The following is a 19,227-nucleotide window of genomic DNA, read 5'->3' as shown; positions in this document are numbered from 1 at the left end:
GGGGCGCCGGTGTCAGTCCGTCTCGGCCATGGCTTCGGCGAACTGGGCCGCGTACAGCCGGGCGTAGGCGCCGCCGCTGCCCAGGAGCGTCTCGTGGTCGCCCTGCTCGACGATCTGCCCGTGCTCCATCACCAGGATCACGTCCGCGTCGCGGATCGTGGAGAGCCGGTGGGCGATGACGAAGCTGGTGCGGCCGCTGCGCAGCGAGTTCATCGCCCGCTGGATGAGCACCTCGGTGCGGGTGTCGACCGAGCTGGTCGCCTCGTCGAGGATGAGGATGACCGGCTTGGCCAGGAACGCCCGCGCCACCGTGATCAGCTGCTTCTCGCCCGCGCTGACCGTGCCGCCCTCGTCGTCCAGCAACGTCTCGTAGCCGTCCGGCAGCGTCCGGACGAAGCGGTCGACGTGGGTCGCCTTCGCCGCTTCGATGATCTCCTCGCGGCTCGGGTTGTCGGCGCCGTAGGCGATGTTGTCCGCGATCGTGCCGCCGAACAGCCACGCGTCCTGCAGCACCATGCCGGTCTGGTCGCGCAGCTCCTCGCGGTTCATCTTCGCGATGTCGACGCCGTCGAGCGTGATCCGCCCGCCGTCGAGCTCGTAGAACCGCATGAGCAGGTTGACCAGTGTCGTCTTGCCCGCGCCGGTCGGGCCGACGATCGCCACCGTCTGGCCGGGCTCGACGCTCAGCGACAGGTCGTCGATCAGCGGCTTGTCCGGCAGGTAGCGGAACGAGACGTCCTGGAACTCGACGCGCCCGCGGATCACGGCCGGCCGCTCCGGGTGCTCCGGCTCGGGCGCCTGCTCCTCGGCGTCGAGCAGCGCGAACACCCGCTCGGCCGACGCGACACCGGACTGCAGCAGGTTCGCCATGCTGGCGATCTGCGTGACCGGCTGGCTGAACTGGCGCGAGTACTGGATGAACGCCTGCACCTCGCCGAGCGTCAGGCTGCCCGACGCGACGCGCAGGGCGCCGATCACCGCTACCAGCACGTAGCTCAGGTTGCCGATGAACATCATCGCCGGCTGGATCATCCCGGAGATGAACTGCGCCCGGAAGCTCGCCTCGTACAGCGTTTCGTTCTGCTTGTCGAAGATCGCGGCGGCCTCGTCGCGGCGGCCGAACACCTTGACCAGCGAGTGCCCGGTGTACATTTCCTCGACGTGCGCGTTGAGCTTCCCGGTCGTCGACCACTGCTTGATGAAGTTCGGCTGCGCCCGCTTGCCGATCTTCGCCGCGACGACCGCCGAGAGCGGCACCGTGAGCAGCGCGATCAACGCCAGCAGCGGCGAGATCAGGAACATCATGATCAGCACGCCGATCACCGTCAGCAGCGACGCGACGATCTGCGACAGCGTCTGCTGCAGCGACATCGCCAGGTTGTCGATGTCGTTGGTGACACGGGAAAGGACCTCGCCGCGCGGCTGGCGGTCGAAGTACTTCAGCGGCAGCCGCGCGAACTTGTCCTCGACGTCCTGGCGCAGCCGGTAGACGGCGTTCTGCACCAGGGTCGTCGTCAGCCGGGCCTGGATGAGCCCGAAGAACGACGCGATGACGAACAGCGCCAGCACGGTCACCAGGATCTGGCCGACCTTGTCGAAGTCGATGCCGATGCCGGGCACGAGGTCGACGCGGCCGTAGATGTCGGCGAGCGTGCTGTTGCCGGCGGCGCGCAGCCCGGCGACGACCTGCTCCTTGGTGACGCCCGGCGGCACCTGCTTGCCGAGCACGCCGGCCAGGATCGCGTCGGTGGCCTGGCCGAGGATCTTCGGCCCGATCACGGTCAGCGCGACGCTCGCGGCGCCGAGCACGAGCACACCGATCAGGTAGAGCCGTTGCGGGGCCAGCATGCGCAGTAGCCGCTTGAGGGACCCCTTGAAGTCGAGGGCCTTCTCCGGCGGCGCGCCGCCGGCCATCCACCGGCCGGGCCCGACGGTGGCGGCCCCGGTGTTCTTCTGCCGTTCCGCGGTCGGCCGTTCGCCCGCTTCGGTGACGGCGGTCTTCGGCGATTCCGTGGTACTCACGCCGCCTCCTGCTCGGTCAGCTGGGACAGCACGATCTCGCGGTAGGTCTCGTTGCCGTCGAACAGTTCGTGGTGGGTGCCGGTGCCGACGACGCGGCCCTCGTCGAGGACGATGATGCGGTCGGCGCCCCGGATGGTGCTGACGCGCTGCGCGACGATGATCACCGTCGCGTCGGCGGTCTCCGACACCAGCGCGCGGCGCAGGGCCGCGTCGGTCGCGTAGTCCAGCGCCGAGAACGAGTCGTCGAAGAGGTAGATCTCCGGCTTGTGCACCAGCATCCGCGCGATCGCGAGCCGCTGCCGCTGGCCGCCGGAGACGTTCGTGCCGCCCTGGGAGATCGGTGCCTCCAGGCCTTCGGCCATCGCCTCGACGAAGTCCTTGCCCTGGGCCACTTCGAGGGCGTGCCACAGCTCTTCGTCGGTGGCGTCCGGGTTGCCGTAGCGCAGGTTGCTCGCCACGGTCCCGGCGAACAGGTACGGCTTCTGCGGCACCAGCCCGACCGCGCGGGCGAGCACCGCCTGGTCGAGGTCGCGCACGTCGACGCCGTCGACCTTCACCGTGCCCCGCGTCGCGTCCATCAGCCGCGGGATCAGGTTCAGCAGCGTCGTCTTGCCGGTACCCGTCGACCCGATCACCGCGGTCGTCTCTCCCGGCCGCCCGATCAGCGAGATGTCCTGCAGCACCGGCTTTTCCGCGCCGGGGTAGCGGAACTCGACGCCGGACAGCTCGAGGTGGCCGTGCAGCGTGCCGGGCTTGATCGGCGACACCGGCGGGCGGACGCTCGACTCGGTGTCGAGCACCTCGCTGATCCGCTCGGCGCTGACCTCCGCGCGCGGCACCATCATGAACATGAAGGTGGCCATCATGACCGACATCAGGATCTGCAGCAGGTAGGACAGGAACGCCGTGAGGGCCCCGATCTGCATGCTGCCGGAGTCGATGCGCTGCCCGCCGAACCACAGCACCGCGACGCTGGAGGCGTTCATCACCAGCATGACGATCGGGAACATCAGCGCCATCAGCCGCCCGACCCGCAGCGACACGGTGAGCAGCTGGTCGTTCGCGACGTCGAAGCGCTCGCGCTCGTGCTTGTCGCGGACGAACGCGCGGATGACGCGGATGCCCATGATCTGCTCGCGCAGCACCTGGTTGATCCGGTCGATCCGCTCCTGCATCAGGCGGAACGCCGGGCGCATCTTGGTGATGATCGTGCCGACCGCGACCGCGAGCACCGGCACGATCACCAGCAGCAACGAGGACAGCGGCACGTCGAGGTTCAGCGCCAGGATGATCCCGCCGACGCACATGATCGGCGCCGACACCATCAGCGTCAGCGTCATCACGACCAGCATCTGGATCTGCTGGACGTCGTTGGTGGTGCGGGTGATCAGCGACGGCGTGCCGAACTGGCCGACCTCGCGGGCCGAGAAGTCCTGCACCCGGTGGAAGACCCCGGAGCGGATGTCGCGGCCGACCGCCATCGCGGTGCGGGCGCCGTAGTAGACCGCGCCGATCGAGCCGGCGATCTGAGCCAGCGTCACGGCGAGCATCACGGCGCCGACGCGCAGGATGTAGGGCATGTCGCCCTTGATCAGCCCGTTGTCGACGATGTCGGCGTTGAGCGTCGGCAGGTAGAGCATGGCGATGGTCTGCACCAGCTGCAGCGCCACGATCACCCACAACGTGGTTTTGTACGGGCGCAGGTGACTGCGCAGGAGCTTGACTAGCACAACGGTTCCCCCAGTGATGTGGTGGTGGTGTTCGGTCCGGGTGACGGTGCGGTGCCCCCGGTCAGGCCGGGCATCCCGGTGGCCAGCTCGTCCAGCAGCCGTTCCAGGGTCGGGAGGAACGGCTCGCCCTCGGTCATGAACCAGTTGACGAAGGCGACGCGGACGGCGCTTTCCACCGTGGAGGCCATCAGCCGGCACAGCAGGTGGTCCGCCCCGCCCGCCCGTTTCGCGATGGTCTCGGCGAGGACGCGTTCGACCGCCGCGTGGGCGTTGAGGAACTCGCCGCGCAGCATGAGCTGACCCATCAGCTCCCGGATACGCGCAACATACGCGCGATCGGGTTCGCCCTCACGCGAATATTGCTCGATCACCGCCTGCTTCACGGACTCCCAGAGCGGCTCGCCCTCCGGCCGGGCGAGCAGGGCTTCGCGCATCCCCTCGTGGCGGTCGACGACCATCGAGCAGACCGCCTGCTCCTTGCTGGAGAAGTAGTTGTTGAATGTGCGGGGCGAGACCCCCACCTCGGCGGCGATGTCCTCGACCCGCACGTTCTCCAGCCCGCGGTCCATCGAGAGCCGCAACGCGGCCTGCGCGAGCGCCCGGCGGGCCTCGCGCTTCTTGCGTTCCCGCAGCGTCAGCTTCGGTGGTTCCTCCGGAGGCATGAACGGAGTGTAGCGAAAAAGTTGCGTGCCCCGCAAAAAAGTGCGCGGCCCGCAAAATTAGGGCGAACCGGACACGCTCGGGATTCCGTCGTGCGGACCCGCCCGGCCTGCGGTATCGGCCCCCGTGTGCGCTGTGTCGCGAACAGCAAATTGCAAAAATGAACCGAATGGCCTAACGCACTGCGCTCACCAGGAGCGACGCTCCCGATCGGCGCTCACTCGGCGCGATCGCGCGGGGACGGGTTGTGGACACGTCACGAGCCTTTCTGCTTGCATGTCGGTCGTCGCCGGGGGTCGGCAGAAGCACCGCGTCCGAACTGAGCAAGGAAGAAGTGGGACCACATGGCCAGCCGGGCCCGGGAACTCCTGGATCGATCACGCGTCCTGCTGGACCGCTCGCGGGTCGCGGCGGCGCAGTACCTCACCGCGCCGCCGAAGCACGGCGGGTACGAGCCCGCGGCCGGGCCGGCACTCACGCAGTTGCAGCCGCCCGTGCCCGTGGTGGCGCAGGCGGCGCCGGCGGACGACGCCGTGCTCGCCGAGATCTGCGCCAGCGTCGCCCTGCGTGACCTCAACCTCCTCGACCAGCTCCTCGCCCGGCTCGAGGAGCTGGAGGCGGGGGAGGAGGACCACCACCGCCTCGCCGAGCTCTACCAGCTCGACCACCTCGCGACGCGGCTGCGGCGCAACGCCGAGAACCTGCGCGTACTGGCCGGTCAGGAGACCGCCGACGACGCCGCCCGCGCGACGTCGGTGCTCGACGTCATGCGCGCGGCGATGTCCTCGATCGACCACTACGCGCGGATCACCATCGGCCGGGTCGTGAACCTCGGCGTCGTCGGCTTCGCCGCGGAGGACCTGGGCCGGGTGCTGGCGGAGCTGTTCGACAACGCCGCCAACCAGTCGTCGCCGAGCTCGCCGGTGAACGTCAGCGCGCACCTGACCGAGCAGGGCAGCGTGCTCGTCCGGATCGAGGACGAGGGCATCGGCATCCCCGCGGAGCGCGTCGACGGCCTCAACGCGCGGCTCGCCGCCGGCGGCGACCTCGACGACGCCGCGGCGCGCCACATGGGGCTCGCGGTGGTCTCGCGGCTCGCCGCCCGCCACGCCGTCACCGTGCGGCTCGACCGGCGCAGCCCGCACGGCACGGTGGCCACCGTGCTGCTGCCGACCGGCATCGTCACCGAGCTGGCCGAAAACGCCTGGTCGGGTACGCGCACGGTCACGGCCGAACCGGTCAAGGCACCGGCAGGCGAGCCGGCCACCGTCGGCGGGCTCCCGCGCCGCCGTCCGGGTGCCTTCCCCCGCGAGGAACCGACGCCGATCCCGCGCAAGCCCACTCCGCGCCCGCGGCCGGTCGAGCAGACCGGCGGCACCACGGCCAACGGCCTGCCGCGCCGGGTGCCCGGCAGCATCCGCGGTGCCGCGCCCGAACCGCCACCGCCACCCCCGGCGGCGGCGGCCGGCACGAACGGCCACGACCAGCTGCTCGCCGACCTCGGCGCCTTCGCCGACGGCGAGCGGGCGGCGCTCGCCGAGAACCGCCCCCAGCAGGACGAGACGCCCGGAGGAACCGCCTCGTGAGCGCCACCCACCCGGCACCGGCCAACTTCGCCTGGCTGCTCGACGACTTCGTGCGCAAGGTCCACGGGGTCAGCCACGCGCTGATCATGAGCGTGGACGGCTTCCCCCTCACCGCGTCCGACTCGGTCGGCGAGGCCGAAGCCGAGCAGCTCGCGGCGATCTCCAGCGGCCTGCTCTCGCTGGCCGGCAACAGCGCGGCGCTGTTCGGCAAGGGCAACTGCGAGCAGATCATCATCCGGCTCACCCACGGCTACTTCCTGTTCATGGGCATCGGTTCCGGTGCCGGGCTCGCGGTGCTGACCTCGGGCGAGGCGGACATGAAGGTGGTCGCCTACGAGATGACCCAGTTCATCACCAACGCCGGCCACGCGCTCACCCCCGAGGTACGCGCCGAACTGCGCCAGGTGCTCACCGCGCGCCGGCCGCGGGCGTGATGACGATGCCCGACAAGGATGTGATCTCAGTGTCCGAGAAGGACACCGCCTTGCCGCGGCGCAGCCGCCGGATCCGGGCGTACGCGCTCACCGGCGGCCGCACCAGCACCCGCCACCAGCTGCTGGTGGAGACGCTGGTCTCGGTCCCGCGGTACGACCCGGCGCTGAGCGGCACGCTCATGCCCGAGTCCCGCTCGCTCTACGAACGCGCCCGGGCGCGGTGCTCGATCGCCGAGCTGTCGGTCGGGCTCGACCTGCCGCTGGGCGTGGTGCGGGTGCTGATCGGCGACCTCGCGTCCCAGGGCGCGGTGTTCGTCCACCCCACCGCGCACGCCTACCACCACGACACCAACGTCCTCGAGAGGATCCTTGATGGGCTCAAGCGGCTCCCCGCCTGAGGGCGAACTGCTGACGATCTCCGCGAAGATCGTCGTCGCCGGGGGCTTCGGTGTCGGCAAGACCACGTTCGTCGGGTCGGTGTCGGAAGTGCCCCCGATGAGCAACGAGGCGTGGATGACCGAGGCCGGCGAAGGCGTCGACGACATCCCGCCCGGCGGCAAGTCGACGACGACCGTCGCGATGGACTTCGGCCGCATCACGCTGCGCCCGGACCTGCTGCTGTACCTGTTCGGCACGCCCGGCCAGGCGCGGTTCTGGTTCCTCTGGGACGACCTGAGCCGGGGTGCGCTCGGCGCGGTCGTGCTGGTCGACACCAGCCGGATCGACGAGTCGTTCGCGGCGATCAACTACTTCGAGAACGACTCGGAGCTGCCGTTCGTCGTCGCGGTCAACCAGTTCGAGGGCATGCCCGTGCACGACCTCGACGAGGTCCGGGACGCGCTCGCGCTCGACCCGAGCGTCCCGCTGGTCACCTGCGACGCCCGCGACCGCGCCTCGACGATCGCCACCCTGACCGAGCTGGTCGGCCACACGCTGTCGCTCGCCGTGCTGTCCGGCCCGCGTGAGCTGGCGACCAGCGCCCCGCACGCCTGAACGAGGAGAGAAGAGCTTCATGCGCAAGGTCCTGATCGTGGGCGCCGGGCAGTCCGGGCTGCAGCTGGCCCTCGGGCTGCTGGCGAAGGACTACGACGTCACGGTGATGTCCGCGCGGACGCCGGAGGAGATCCGGAACGGGCGCGTGATGTCGACGCAGTGCATGTTCCACGACGCGCTGCAGCACGAGCGGGACCTCGGCATCGACCAGTGGGAAGCCGACACGGTGAACGTCGAAGGCCTCGGCGTGTCCGTGGCCGCGCCGGACGGCGGTCGCGCGCTCGACTGGTTCGCCGGGCTGGACCACATCGCGCAGTCGGTCGACCAGCGGGTGAAGATGGCCGGCTGGCTGGAGCTGTTCGAGGACCGCGGCGGCAAGCTCGTCATCCACGGCGTGATGACGTCCGAGCTGGACGCCCTGGCCCGGCTGTACGACCTGGTGATCATCTCGGCCGGCAAGGGCGAGCTGGTCCAGCTGTTCGACCGGATCCCGGAGCGGTCGCCGTACACGAAGCCGATGCGCGCGCTGTCGCTGGCCTACGCCCACGGCGTGCGCCCGCGGCCGGAGCACCCGGACAAGATGGCGGTGCGGTTCAACATCGTCCCCGGTGTCGGCGAGCTGTTCATGATCCCCGCGTACACGCTGAGCGGGAACTGCGACATCCTCTTCTTCGAGGGCGTCCCCGGCGGGCCGCTGGACTGCTTCGACGACCGCCCGGGCCCGGCCGAGCACTTCGCGCGGATCCTGGACCTGATGAAGCAGTTCGTTCCGTGGGAGTACGAGCGCAGCCGCGACGCCGAGCTGACCGACGCGAAGGCGACGCTGGCCGGCGGCTACACGCCGGTGGTCCGCAACCCGGTCGGCGCGCTGCCCGGCGGGGCGATCGTGCTGGGCATGGCCGACGTCGTCGTGGCGAACGACCCGATCACCGGCCAGGGCTCCAACAACGCGAGCCACTGCGCCGCGACGTACCTGGACGCGATCGTCGAGCGCGGCGACCGGCCGTTCGACGCGGAGTGGATGGACGCCACGTTCGAGCGCTACTGGGAGTACGCCCGCCACGTCACCGAATGGACCAACGCGCTGCTCCTGCCGCCGCCCCCGCACGTGCTCCAGATCCTCGGCGTCGCGGGTCAGAACCCCGCCGTCGCGAGGCGGTTCGCGAACGGATTCACCGATCCGACGGACTTCCAGAACTGGTTCCTGGATCCGGCACTCTGGGAGAAGTACCTGGCAGAGGTCTAGCGCGCGGTGCGGCGCCTCTTGAGGAGGAACTGTCGCGGAGGGACGTTTCGGGCTACGGTTGTCACGTAGCGTGAAGACGATCTCCGAAAGGTGCGTGGCATGCGGGCGATGTGGAAGGGCTCGGTCTCGTTCGGGCTGGTGTCCATCCCGATCCAGATGTACGCGGCCACCGAGAACAAGAACGTCTCGCTCCGCCAGGTGCACGAGGCCGACGGCGGCCGCATCCAGTACAAGCGGTTCTGCACGATCGACGGCGCCGAGGTGCCCTACGCCGAGATCGCCAAGGGCTACGAGCTGCCCGACGGCGAGATGGTCGTGATCACCGACGCCGAGATGGCCGAGCTGCCGCTGTCCTCGCAGCGCACGATCGACGTCCTGGAGTTCGTGCCGCTCGAGTCGATCGACCCGATCCAGTACGACCGGACTTACTACCTGGAGCCGCAGAAGAACGCGGTGAAGCCGTACATCGTGCTGCGGGACGCGCTGCACAAGTCGAGCCAGGTGGCCATCGCCAAGGTCGCGGTGCGGCAGCGGGAGAGCATGGCGGTGCTGCGGGTGCACGCCGACGTGCTGGTGATGACGACCATGCTGTGGCCGGACGAGGTGCGCGAGCCCGACTTCCCCTTCCTGCGCGACGACCCGCCGCAGATCCGGCCGCAGGAGGTCACCATGGCCGGGTCGCTGATCGACTCGCTGGCCGAGCCGGTGTTCGAGCCGGAGAAGTACCACGACCACTACCGCGAGGCCCTCGAGGAGATGATCGAGGCCAAGGTGGCGGGGGAGGAGACGACCAAGCCGGCGGCGGTCACGGCGAAGGCCGACGTGGTCGACCTGATGGCGGCGCTGCAGGCCAGTGTGGACGCGGCGAAGAAGTCCCGCGGGGCGAAGTCCACTTCGGAGGAGTCCGATGAGGACGAGCCGCCGGCGGCGAAGAAGAAGCCGGCGGCGCGGAAGAAGGCGCCGAAGTCCGCCTGATCCCGTCCGGGTGGTCGGGCCGACACGCCGTCGCCGCCTTCCGCGTCCGCGTGCTTCCCGGTGGTACCAAGGGATTATGGAATGTGCTTCGTGTGACGCGGGCATCGACCACTGCCACGGCACGCTGGTGGTGCACCCGGAAGGCGGATTCGCCGAGTGCACCGAACCGGCCTGTGGGGACGGTGACCGTGCCCGGCACGGGTTGATCGTCGACTGCCAGGCGCTCGGCCGCGGGTGCGGCTGTGCGGCCGAACCGGGAAAACCCTGGCTGCGCCAAGCTTCCTGAGCCTCCCGCCAGGACCCGTGAAGGCCTTTCCAACCGGCTTCGCCGCCGGCTGGGGAGGCCTTCGCGGCGTCAGGAACGCGTCAAGCGCGTGACACGATCGTGTATGCAGCTGTGTACACGGGCGGGGCGATGTGCTAACACTAACGAGGTCCTTCGGCTCTCCCTCCCCCTCGGAGCCGGAGGACCCTTCACTTTCCGCGGTGTCCCGTGTGGATATGTCAGCGGCCGATGTACAGTTCACCGCATGGTGACCTGTGAGACGCGGGAGTCGGCGCTGGCCCGGATCGGGCGCGCCCTCGCCGATCCGACCCGCTGCCGGATCCTGACCGCGCTGCTCGACGGGCCCGCGTATCCCGGGCGGCTCGCCGTCGAGCTCGGGCTGAGCCGCTCGAACGTCTCGAACCACCTCTCGTGCCTGCGGGGCTGCGGGCTCGTCGTGGCGGGTTACGAGGGCCGTCAGGTGCGGTACGAGATCGCCGACGCGCACCTCGCCCGCGCGCTGAGTGAACTCGTCCAGGTCGTGCTCGCGGTAGAGCCGCGGGAAGAGTGCGAGCCGGCGTGACGGACTCTTGCGCCGACGGCTGCTGCGCGCCGGTCACCGTGGCCGGGGACCGCCGGATGGTGCTCGTTCGCCGCGTCCGGCTGCTCGTGGCGGCGACCATCACCTACAACGTCGTCGAAGCCGCCGTCGCGTTGACGGCCGGCACCGCGGCCTCGTCCGGCGCGCTGGTCGGGTTCGGCCTGGATTCGGTCGTCGAAGTCGCTTCGGCGGTCGCGGTCGCCTGGCAGTTCTCGGGCCGCGACCCGGAAGCCCGCGAACGGCGGGCGCTGCGGCTGATCGCCGTCTCGTTCTTCGCACTGGCCGCCTATGTCACGGCGGAGTCCGTGCGGACCTTCTTCGCCGCGGCGGCGCCGGAAAGCTCGCTCACCGGGGTCGTCCTCGCGGCGGTTTCGCTCGTCGTGATGCCCGCCTTGTCCGCCGCTCAGCGGCGAACCGGACGGGAGCTGGGATCCGCCAGCGCGGTCGCGGATTCGCGGCAGACTTTGCTCTGCACTTACCTTTCCGCGGTCCTGCTGGCGGGATTGCTGCTCAACACCCTCTGGGGCTGGTGGTGGGCCGATCCGCTCGTGGCCCTCGTCATCGCCTTCGTGGCGGTGAAGGAAGGCCGAACGGCCTGGCGCGGCGAGCATTGCTGCTGACGCCGTGCCAGGCCGTTCGCGAGTACTCGATCAGTACCAGTGCGCACGCCCACCGATCCGGCGGCCGGTGCCGCCCAGGATGGCCAGTGCAACACCGGCCACCGCGAGAATGATGCCGATGGTGTAAAGCACCGGGATACCGACGATAAACCCGATGATCAGAAGAATTACACCGAGAACGATCACTTTGACACACACTCCTTCGCATGGGACCTACCCGCCGCGCCGGCCGGGCAGATGCGCTGTCACGGGGAGGATGGCCACTTTCCCGATGCCGCAAACTGCGTCAAATGGAGCAATCTCGGATCAGTACCGGTAGTGATCGAGCTTGTACGGACCGGCGACGTCGACGCCGATGTACTCGGCCTGCTCCTTCGAGAGCCGGGTGAGCTTCACGCCGAGGGCGTCGAGGTGCAGCCGGGCGACCTTCTCGTCGAGGTGCTTCGGCAGCCGGTGGACGTCGGTGGCGTACTCGCCGGGCTTGGCGAACAGCTCGATCTGCGCGATGGCCTGGTTGGTGAACGAGTTCGACATCACGAACGACGGGTGGCCGGTCGCGTTGCCGAGGTTCATCAGGCGGCCTTCGGAGAGCACGATGATCGCGTGGCCGTCCGGGAACGTCCACTCGTGCACCTGCGGCTTGATCTCGTTCTTGACGATGCCCGGCAGCTTCGCGAGGCCGGCCATGTCGATCTCGTTGTCGAAGTGCCCGACGTTCGCGACGATCGCGTTGTGCTTCATCCGCGTCATCTGGGCGGCCGAGATGATGCCGAAGTTGCCGGTGGTGGTGATGAAGATGTCGGCCGTCTCGACGACGTCGTCGAGCTCCACGACGTCGAGCCCGTCCATCGCCGCCTGCAGCGCGCAGATCGGGTCGATCTCGGTGACCGCGACCCGGGCGCCCTGGCCGCGCAGCGCCTCGACCGCGCCCTTGCCGACGTCGCCGTAGCCGCAGACGACGACGCGCTTGCCGCCGATCATCACGTCGGTGGCCCGGTTCAGTCCGTCCACAAGGGAGTGCCGGATGCCGTACTTGTTGTCGAACTTGGACTTCGTCACGGAGTCGTTGACGTTCATCGCGGGGAAGAGCAGCTCGCCGTCCTTCGCGAGCTTGTAGAGCCGCTTGACGCCGTTGGTCGTCTCCTCGGTGACGCCGCGGATCTCCTTGGCCATGCGGGTGAAGCGGTCGCCGTCGGCCGCGAGGCTCGCGCGCAGCGTGTCGAGGACGATCCGGTACTCCTCCGGGTCCTCTTCGGACGGCTGCGGCACCGCACCCGCGGCTTCGAACTCGACTCCCTTGTGGACGAGCAGGGTGGCGTCGCCGCCGTCGTCGAGGATCATGTTCGGCGCCTGGCCGCCGGAGAAGGCGAAGAGCTGGTCGGTGCACCACCAGTACTCTTCGAGCGTCTCGCCCTTCCACGCGAACACCGGCGTGCCCGCCGGGGCGTCGACGGTGCCCTCGGGGCCGACGACGACGGCCGCGGCGGCCTCGTCCTGGGTGGAGAAGATGTTGCACGACACCCAGCGGACCTCGGCGCCGAGCGCGACGAGGGTCTCGATGAGCACGGCGGTCTGGACGGTCATGTGCAGTGACCCGGCGACCCGCGCGCCCTTCAGCGGCTGCGCGGCGGCGTACTCGCGGCGGATCGCCATCAGGCCGGGCATCTCGTGCTCGGCCAGGCGCAGCTGCGTGCGGCCGGCCCCGGCCAGGGAGAGGTCGGCGACGGCGAAGTCGAGACCGTTGCGGGTCTGCAGTTTGTCACTCATTCTTCGATGCACTCCGGAGCTCGTTTGCGGGACGCTCGGGAGGCGGGACGCGACACCACAGTGGACATCACAGTGGTCATCAAAAAAGAGCACCTCCCTCGCGGGAGGCGCCCTTGGAGTCGTGGTCCGGGCCGAGCGTGGCGGAAGGAGTTCCGTCGCAGCGCCTCTCGGCCCACGACCAGGATGGCAAAGCCGCCGGGAAGCTGTCAAGCGAGCGAGCGGGCCATGAGAACGTCGTCGACGTCGGCGCCGTCGACGCGGAATTCCGCCCGCAGCACGCCTTCGACGACGAACCCGCAGCTCTCGTAGACCCGCCGGGCGGCGGTGTTGTAACCCAGCACGCGCAACGTCACCTTGCGCGCGCCGCGCCGCCGCGCTTCGGCCACGGCGGCGTCGACGAGCCGGCGCGCGATGCCGAGCCGGCGCCGGTCCGGGTCGACGGCGAGCCCGCCGATCACCCGAACGTGGCGGTGGGCGGGGATCGGGAAGCCTTCGGCGACGCGGACGTAGCCGGCGACCGCGCCGTCGTGTTCGGCGACGAGGAAGTCTTCGGGGCGGGTGTCCTCGTCGAAGAACGGCGTGCCGGGCGGCGGCGGGGGAGCGGGCGACACCAGCGAGTCCCACGTGCGCTCGTCGAGCTTCGCCAGCACGGCCTCGTCGTCGGCGCGGGCCGTCCGGATGGTGATCACCCGAGCTCCCGCCAGGCCTGTTCGACGATCCCGGCGAGCTCCTGGGGGTCGTGGTTGCCCTCGGTCCCCAGGCTCCGCACCGCGACGGTCAAGCCGGGGCCGGTGCGCTGGCAGTTCAGGACGAAGGACTGGTCCGGGTCCGCGGTCGAGCCGGGCGCGGCCGGGGCGTTGTGCACCAGGCACTGCACGGCGCCGACGCGCACCAGTTCGGTGCCCGGCTTGGCCACGCCGAGGGCCTGGACGTCCTCGTAGGGCGCGAACAGCTCCGGCGACGGCGCGCGCACGGCGACCAGCTGGAACGACCGCAGCAGCCGCTCGTCCTGGTAGTCCTGGACCACCGCGCCAGCGCCGTCGTAGGCCGCCGACACGCGGGTGGCGGTCTCCTGGTCGGTCTTGGTGATGCGGTCGATCGTCGCCTTGCCGCGCGCGGCGTCGAGCTTCGCGATCGCGTCCTGGGCCTTGCCGAGCCCGCCGAGGTTCGCCGGCGCAGTCAGGGCCTGGCCGCTCGGGCCGCCGCCGAGCAGGCCCAGCACCAGCCACGGCACGCCGACCAGGAACGCGCCGACGACCACGCCGATCAGGCCGGTGGCGACGGGCCGCGCGAGAAAGGGGCGCGGCGCGGGCGCCGGCGCCCGCGGCGGCTGCGGCGGTGCGGGTTCGAGCGGCTGCGGCGGTGGGAATCCCTCGGTCACCGCCGAATCCTGGCGCAAGCCGGTCCCTCCCGGGAAGGGAAATTTCCCCTCCCGGGTCAAATCAGGTGCGCGCGCCGCCAAATGCCCTCGGACCGGCCGCCGATCAGCCCCGCCTCGCGCAGGAACGGCACGATCTTCTCCGCCATCCACCGGCGCGTCTCGTGGAAGTGCGGGTTCGCGAGCGCCGCGGCCCGGCCTTCGCGCGCGTCGATCCCGACGCTGCGGTAGACCCGCGGGTCGACCATGCTGTCGATCACGCCGAACGCGACGAGCGCGGTCCGCACCCGGTGGCGGTGCAGCGCCGCCTTCGACAGTTTCGGCGTCTCCCGCAGGACTTCCTCCTTGGCGAACCGGACGTGCCGGGCCTCCTCGACGACGTGGATGCGGTTGACCGAGCGGATCAGCGGCTGGATGCCGTTGTCGTCCATCATCGAACGCTGCAGCCGGTCGGTGGTCTCCTCGGCGACCAGGACGCTGGCGAACATCGACGGCCCGGCGGCGGTCGCGCCGAACACCTTCGCGGCGCGGTGCACGACCTTCGGGACGCCGTAGCGCGGCACGCCGAGCCGGTCGGCGGTGCGGGCGAACATCACAGAGTGCCGGGTCTCGTCGCCGATCTCGGTCATCGCGTACTGCGCGTGCTCGGTGCGCGCGTCGAGGTCGAAGACGTACCGGGCGAGCAGCTGCATCAGGACGATCTCGAACCAGAGGCCGACGCTCATGATGCTGGCGATCTCGTGCTTGGACAGCTCGATCCGCTGGTCTGGTGTCAGCTTCGCCCAGAGGTCGGTGCCGTAGAGGGAGACGCGCTCGAGCGGCATGTACGCCTTGCCCTCGGCGAGCGGCGCGGCCCAGTCGATGTCCACGTACGGGTCGTAGGAGTTCTTCGCGGAGCTCTTGAGCAGGCGGGCCGCGGTCACGTCCCGGTCCTGGGCCTCGACGCCCATGGCGGCCTCCGAAAGTAGGGGGTACACGCTGTACTAGCTAGTTTGGGAGCGTACACCGGCTCGCGGGCCGTGAGTAGGCTTCCGCCGTGACCAAGGTCGACGGACGGGCGGCGCGCTGGGCGGGCCAGCAGGAACGGCGCCGCGCCGAGTTCGTCGACGCGGCCCTGGAAGCGATCGCCGAGCACGGCCCCGACGTCTCGACCGAGCAGATCGCCGAGCGCGCCGGCGTCGCCCGGACGCGGCTGTACAAGCACTTCGACGACGCGGCGGACCTGCAGCGGGCCATCGCCCAGCGGGCGGCCGAGCTGGTGACGGCCGAGCTCGAGCCGCTCTGGCACCCCTCGGGCTCGCCGAACGAGATGATCTCGACGGTGATCGCGACGCACCTGCGCTGGCTGACCGAGCACGTCTCCCTGCACCGCTACCTGGCGCGCGCGGAACCGGGACCGGCGGACGTCCGCGGCACGATCGCCCGCCACCTGAGCAGCCTGTTCGCCGGCTACCTGACGGCGTTCGGCCGCGACCCGGCCCCGGCCGACACGATCGCGTTCGGCCTGGTCGGCTACGTCGAATCGGCGACGGCCCGCTGGCTCGACCACCCGGGCGCGCTCACCCTGGACCAGCTGACGGCCCAGCTCAGCGGCACGATCTGGGCGATGCTCGACCACACGCTCCAGGCGGTCGGCGTCGCACTGGACCCGGACCGGCCGCTGCCCCTGCCGGACGGGCTCTAGCCGGCCTAGTCTTCGCGGAGGAACTCCGCGCGCACGCCCAGCAGCCGCACCGCGCGGGTCAGCTCGAACATCCCCAGCACCTCCCGTGCCGCTCGCTCGATCTCGGCCGCGTCCGACGTCGGCTCCGGCAACGTGATGCTGTGGGTGTGGGTCATGAACGGCACGAACCGCACCTTCACCGCGACCCGCGCGGCCGGCCGGCCTTCGTCGAGGACGTCCTGCCACACGCGCTTGGCCAGCGCCGACACCTCCGCGGCCATCTCGGCGGGGTCCGTGAGGTCGCGCTGGAACGTCGTCTCGCGGCTGCGGGAGCGGGCCACGTACGGCGTCGCGCTCACCTCCGCGTCGCTGATGCCGCCGCCGAGCAGGCGCAGCCACGGGCCGGTCTTCGGGCCGAACCGCGTGGCCAGCGCCGCGGCGTCCGCGCCCGCGAGGTCGAGGACGGTGTGGACGCCCAGCTCGGCGAGCTTCTTGGTGGTCTTGCCGCCGATGCCCCACAGCGCGTCGGTCGGGCGCGCGGCCATCACGTCCCACCAGTTCTCCTGCGTCAGCCGGAAGATCCCGCCCGGCTTGCCGAAACCGGTGGCGAGCTTGGCGCGCAGCTTGTTGTCGCCGATCCCGACCGCGCACGACAGCCCGGTCTCGCGCAGCACGGCGTCCTTGATCGAGGCCGCCAGCGCCTCCGGGTCGTCGGTTTCGGCGCCGATGAACGCCTCGTCCCAGCCCAGCACCTCCACGACGACCGGCAGCTGCCGCACCGCCGCCATCACGTGCTCGGACACCTCGAGGTAGGCGGGCGGGTCACTGGGCAGGAAGACGGCGTCCGGGCAGCGCTTGGCGGCGATCCGCAGCGGCATGCCGGACTGGACGCCGAACTCGCGGGCTTCGTAGGACGCGGTCGCGACGACGGCGCGTTCGGTCGGGTCGCCGTTGCCGCCGACCACCACGGGCTTCCCGCGCAGCTCCGGACGGCGGGCGATCTCGACCGCGGCGATGAACTGGTCGAGGTCGACGTGCAGGACCCACTTCACGGGCCCAGTCTGCCCCAGAACGTCAGATCCGGTGGCGCGCCACGTGGGTCCAGACGGTGCCGGTGAGGGCGAGGATCCCGCAGAGGGTGACGCCGGGGTCGGGCAAGATCAACCCCAGGACCAGCAGGGTCACGGCGACGACGTCGACGGAGACCAACAGGGCGCTGCGCAGCGCGCGCGACTTCGGGCGCCGCCCTTCGCGCAGGGCTGTGGCCAGATCGGGGTCGGTGACCTCGAGGTTCCGCTCGATCTTCTCGAGCTCGGTGCGATCGTGGTGACTGAGCATCGGGGTACTCCTTCGGCGCCGAACCCGCCGTGTCGCCGTAGCGAATACCCAATCGTCCTCCCGGCTAACCGCCAAACGTCTTCTCATTTTGTGCTTTTTGCTGCTCCGACCGGGTGATCCGCGCTCCGTGACCGCCCGGGACCACGCTACGTTCGGGCGGACACGAGGCCGGCCAGGCCGGCTTCGCGCCGGTCAGAGGCCGGTCTGGACCTTCAAACCGCGGAGGACTCCATGACCCTGCCCACCGAACCGATCGGCAGCATCCCGCGCCCCGGGTACCTCATCGAGGGGCTCGGCGCGTTCGCCGCCGGACGGATCGACGCCGCCGCGCTCGCCGAGCTGGAGGGCCGGGCGCTGGCCGACACGATCAGCCGGTTCGAGGAGACCGGCTCGCCGGTCGTGTCGGACGGTGAGCAGGGCAAGCCGAGCTTCGCGACGTACCCGCTGGCCGGGCTGACCGCGCTGGCGCCCGACGGCGTCGTCATCCCGTTCGCCGACGGGCACACCCGGCAGCTGCCGCGGCTGACCGCGGGCCCGTTCCGCTACGCGACCCACGCCGACGAGTACCTGACGCGGGCGAAGGCGCTCACGGACCGGCCGGTCAAGCAGGCGGTGATCGCCGCGTCCGCGATCTCGCTGATCTACCCGGGCGACGGCATCGACGGGTACTCGCAGGAGGAGTTCGTCGCCGACCTCGTGAACGAAGCCGAGGCGGACATCCGGCGCAGCCTCGACGCCGGGGCCCACACCGTCCAGATCGACTTCACCGAAGGGCGGCTGTCGCTGAAGCTCGACCCGTCCGGTGGGCTGCTGCGGCAGTTCGTCGACCTCAACAACGCCGTCCTCGACCGGTTCACGGCGGAGGAGCGCGCGAAGATCGGCGTCCACACCTGCCCGGGCGGTGACCAGGACTCGGTGCACAGCCTCGACGTCGACTACGCGGGCCTGCTGCCGGCGTTGCTGTCGCTGAAGGCGGGCAACTTCTACGTCCAGCTCGCGAGCGAGGCCGAGCCGGCCGCGGCGCTGGAGGTGATCCGCGACAACCTCAAGGCGGACCAGCGGATCTTCGTCGGCGTGATCGACCCGATCGACCCGCGGGTGGAGACACCGGAGGAGGTCCGCGACCGCGTGCTCGCGGCGGCGAAGTACCTGCCGGCCGACCGGCTCGGCACGTGCGACGACTGCGGGTTCTCGCCGTTCGCGGACGACACGTCGACTTCGCGCGACATCGCGTTCGCGAAGATCCGGGCGCGGGTGGAGGGCACGGCGCTGGCGGCCGAAAAGCTGTGACGGCGGCGGCCCTCAGGCCGTTTCGGCGGCGACCTTGACCCCGAGCGCGACGAGCACGCTCCCGAGCACGGCGTCGAGGCCCCGCCGGACGCGGCCGTCGCTGAAGAACCGCTTCAGCGCGCCGACCACGAGGGCGAGGGCCGCGAACCAGAGGATGGTGCCGGCGGTCGCGATGGCGGCGAGTTCGAGCGTCTGCAGGGTGGCGCCGTCGGCGGGCAGGAACTGGGGGAGCAGGGCGAGGAAGTAGACGGCGACCTTGGGGTTGAGCAGGTTGGTGAAGAGCCCCTGCCGGAAGGCGGCGCCGGCCTTCAGGGACTTCCCTGGGCCGGTGTCGCCGAGGTCCCGGTACTCCCCGCGGCGCACGGCCAGCCAGGCCTTCACGCCGAGGAACACGAGGTAGGCGGCCCCGACGAGCTTGACGACGCCGAAGGCGACGGCCGAGGCGGTGAGCACGGCGGCGACCCCGAAGGCGATGGCGACGACCCACGCGAAGACCCCGAGCGAGATCCCGGCCCCGGCGGCGATGCCGGCGCGCCGCCCACCGGTGAGCGAGGACCGGGTGACGACGACGAAGTCGGGCCCGGGCGACATCGCCCCGAGGATGACGACGAGCAGGAACGACGCGGCGGTGGCACCGGGGATCATGCGCTGAGGATACG

Annotated in this window: 22 protein-coding genes and 1 riboswitch; of the genes, 11 read left to right on the top strand and 11 right to left on the bottom strand. The window is 70.5% G+C overall.

What is annotated here, in order from left to right; translation table 11 throughout:
* Positions 1 to 12: 12 nt before the first annotated feature.
* The 3 genes from ACZ7OU_RS34410 to ACZ7OU_RS34400 are packed head-to-tail and all read right to left on the bottom strand — an operon-like array spanning position 13 to position 4,414.
* Positions 13 to 2,022, bottom strand: a complete 2,010-nt coding sequence (locus ACZ7OU_RS34410) for an ABC transporter ATP-binding protein (RefSeq protein WP_470258417.1) — start codon at positions 2,020 to 2,022, stop codon at positions 13 to 15.
* The gene (locus tag ACZ7OU_RS34405; RefSeq protein ID WP_470244614.1) at positions 2,019 to 3,752 is read right to left on the bottom strand and encodes an ABC transporter ATP-binding protein; all 1,734 of its coding nucleotides are present in this window, start codon (positions 3,750 to 3,752) and stop codon (positions 2,019 to 2,021) included. The genes ACZ7OU_RS34410 and ACZ7OU_RS34405 overlap by 4 nt, the downstream gene beginning before the upstream one ends.
* Entirely contained in the window at positions 3,746 to 4,414 is a 669-nt protein-coding gene (locus ACZ7OU_RS34400) for a TetR/AcrR family transcriptional regulator (RefSeq protein ID WP_470244613.1), read from the bottom strand. Before ACZ7OU_RS34400 ends, ACZ7OU_RS34405 begins: the two co-directional genes overlap by 7 nt.
* 342 nt (positions 4,415 to 4,756) lie before the next feature.
* Here ACZ7OU_RS34400 and ACZ7OU_RS34395 point away from each other — a divergent pair, with 342 nt between their 5' ends.
* The 9 genes from ACZ7OU_RS34395 (at position 4,757) to ACZ7OU_RS34355 (ending at position 11,132) form a co-directional block, all read left to right on the top strand.
* Entirely contained in the window at positions 4,757 to 5,998 is a 1,242-nt protein-coding gene (locus tag ACZ7OU_RS34395) for a sensor histidine kinase (RefSeq protein WP_470258416.1), read from the top strand.
* Positions 5,995 to 6,432 carry a roadblock/LC7 domain-containing protein gene (locus ACZ7OU_RS34390; RefSeq protein ID WP_470244611.1) on the top strand — a complete coding sequence of 146 codons (438 nt, stop codon included), beginning with the start codon at positions 5,995 to 5,997 and terminating at the stop codon, positions 6,430 to 6,432. The genes ACZ7OU_RS34395 and ACZ7OU_RS34390 overlap by 4 nt, the downstream gene beginning before the upstream one ends.
* A gap of 5 nt (positions 6,433 to 6,437) precedes the next feature.
* Positions 6,438 to 6,830, top strand: coding sequence for a DUF742 domain-containing protein (locus tag ACZ7OU_RS34385; RefSeq protein ID WP_470244610.1), 393 nt, complete (start codon positions 6,438 to 6,440; stop codon positions 6,828 to 6,830).
* Entirely contained in the window at positions 6,805 to 7,425 is a 621-nt protein-coding gene (locus tag ACZ7OU_RS34380; RefSeq protein ID WP_470244609.1) for a GTP-binding protein, read from the top strand. Before ACZ7OU_RS34385 ends, ACZ7OU_RS34380 begins: the two co-directional genes overlap by 26 nt.
* A 19-nt stretch (positions 7,426 to 7,444) precedes the next feature.
* Complete coding sequence (locus tag ACZ7OU_RS34375) at positions 7,445 to 8,671, top strand: styrene monooxygenase/indole monooxygenase family protein (RefSeq protein ID WP_470244608.1); 1,227 nt, start codon at positions 7,445 to 7,447, stop codon at positions 8,669 to 8,671.
* Between the two features lie 99 nt (positions 8,672 to 8,770).
* Positions 8,771 to 9,646, top strand: a complete 876-nt coding sequence (gene ku, locus ACZ7OU_RS34370; RefSeq protein ID WP_470244607.1) for a non-homologous end joining protein Ku — start codon at positions 8,771 to 8,773, stop codon at positions 9,644 to 9,646.
* 76 nt (positions 9,647 to 9,722) lie between these two features.
* Positions 9,723 to 9,932: a hypothetical protein gene (locus ACZ7OU_RS34365; protein WP_470258415.1), complete on the top strand. Its 210-nt coding sequence runs from the start codon at positions 9,723 to 9,725 to the stop codon at positions 9,930 to 9,932.
* Positions 9,933 to 10,176: 244 nt separating this feature from the next.
* Positions 10,177 to 10,494: a Cd(II)/Pb(II)-sensing metalloregulatory transcriptional regulator CmtR gene (gene cmtR / locus ACZ7OU_RS34360; protein ID WP_470244605.1), complete on the top strand. Its 318-nt coding sequence runs from the start codon at positions 10,177 to 10,179 to the stop codon at positions 10,492 to 10,494.
* Between the two features lie 56 nt (positions 10,495 to 10,550).
* Positions 10,551 to 11,132 (top strand): cation efflux transmembrane domain-containing protein, encoded by a 582-nt coding sequence (locus tag ACZ7OU_RS34355; protein WP_470259025.1) that lies wholly within the window; start codon positions 10,551 to 10,553, stop codon positions 11,130 to 11,132.
* Between the two features lie 30 nt (positions 11,133 to 11,162).
* Here ACZ7OU_RS34355 and ACZ7OU_RS34350 read toward each other — a convergent pair whose 3' ends face one another.
* The 5 genes from ACZ7OU_RS34350 to ACZ7OU_RS34330 form a co-directional block, all read right to left on the bottom strand.
* Positions 11,163 to 11,318, bottom strand: coding sequence for a hypothetical protein (locus ACZ7OU_RS34350; protein WP_086678182.1), 156 nt, complete (start codon positions 11,316 to 11,318; stop codon positions 11,163 to 11,165).
* A 120-nt stretch (positions 11,319 to 11,438) separates the two neighbouring features.
* Entirely contained in the window at positions 11,439 to 12,899 is a 1,461-nt protein-coding gene (gene ahcY / locus ACZ7OU_RS34345) for an adenosylhomocysteinase (RefSeq protein ID WP_470258414.1), read from the bottom strand.
* Between the two features lie 98 nt (positions 12,900 to 12,997).
* Positions 12,998 to 13,074, bottom strand: a riboswitch (S-adenosyl-L-homocysteine riboswitch).
* A gap of 31 nt (positions 13,075 to 13,105) precedes the next feature.
* Complete coding sequence (locus ACZ7OU_RS34340; protein WP_470258413.1) at positions 13,106 to 13,588, bottom strand: GNAT family N-acetyltransferase; 483 nt, start codon at positions 13,586 to 13,588, stop codon at positions 13,106 to 13,108.
* Positions 13,585 to 14,280, bottom strand: coding sequence for a hypothetical protein (locus tag ACZ7OU_RS34335; RefSeq protein WP_470258412.1), 696 nt, complete (start codon positions 14,278 to 14,280; stop codon positions 13,585 to 13,587). The genes ACZ7OU_RS34340 and ACZ7OU_RS34335 overlap by 4 nt, the downstream gene beginning before the upstream one ends.
* Positions 14,281 to 14,336: 56 nt before the next feature.
* Positions 14,337 to 15,227: an AurF N-oxygenase family protein gene (locus ACZ7OU_RS34330; protein ID WP_470258411.1), complete on the bottom strand. Its 891-nt coding sequence runs from the start codon at positions 15,225 to 15,227 to the stop codon at positions 14,337 to 14,339.
* An 86-nt stretch (positions 15,228 to 15,313) separates the two neighbouring features.
* On the opposite strand from ACZ7OU_RS34330, the gene ACZ7OU_RS34325 reads away from it, so the two are divergent.
* Positions 15,314 to 15,961: a TetR/AcrR family transcriptional regulator gene (locus ACZ7OU_RS34325; protein ID WP_470244599.1), complete on the top strand. Its 648-nt coding sequence runs from the start codon at positions 15,314 to 15,316 to the stop codon at positions 15,959 to 15,961.
* 5 nt (positions 15,962 to 15,966) lie between these two features.
* Here ACZ7OU_RS34325 and ACZ7OU_RS34320 read toward each other — a convergent pair whose 3' ends face one another.
* Complete coding sequence (locus ACZ7OU_RS34320; protein WP_470258410.1) at positions 15,967 to 16,992, bottom strand: DNA polymerase IV; 1,026 nt, start codon at positions 16,990 to 16,992, stop codon at positions 15,967 to 15,969.
* A 22-nt stretch (positions 16,993 to 17,014) separates the two neighbouring features.
* A complete protein-coding gene (locus ACZ7OU_RS34315; protein ID WP_470258409.1) occupies positions 17,015 to 17,278 on the bottom strand; it encodes a DUF3040 domain-containing protein in 264 nt (87 codons plus the stop codon).
* A gap of 231 nt (positions 17,279 to 17,509) precedes the next feature.
* Here ACZ7OU_RS34315 and ACZ7OU_RS34310 point away from each other — a divergent pair, with 231 nt between their 5' ends.
* A complete protein-coding gene (locus tag ACZ7OU_RS34310) occupies positions 17,510 to 18,568 on the top strand; it encodes a cobalamin-independent methionine synthase II family protein (protein WP_470258408.1) in 1,059 nt (352 codons plus the stop codon).
* Positions 18,569 to 18,580: 12 nt separating this feature from the next.
* Here the strand turns inward: ACZ7OU_RS34310 and ACZ7OU_RS34305 are convergent, their stop codons facing one another.
* The gene (locus ACZ7OU_RS34305) at positions 18,581 to 19,213 is read right to left on the bottom strand and encodes a LysE family translocator (RefSeq protein WP_470244595.1); all 633 of its coding nucleotides are present in this window, start codon (positions 19,211 to 19,213) and stop codon (positions 18,581 to 18,583) included.
* Positions 19,214 to 19,227: the final 14 nt, after the last annotated feature.

Source organism: Amycolatopsis sp. NPDC114505 (genome assembly GCF_055633615.1).
The sequence above is the reverse complement of the archived record's forward strand: the minus strand, read 5'-3'. Positions and strand labels throughout refer to the sequence as shown.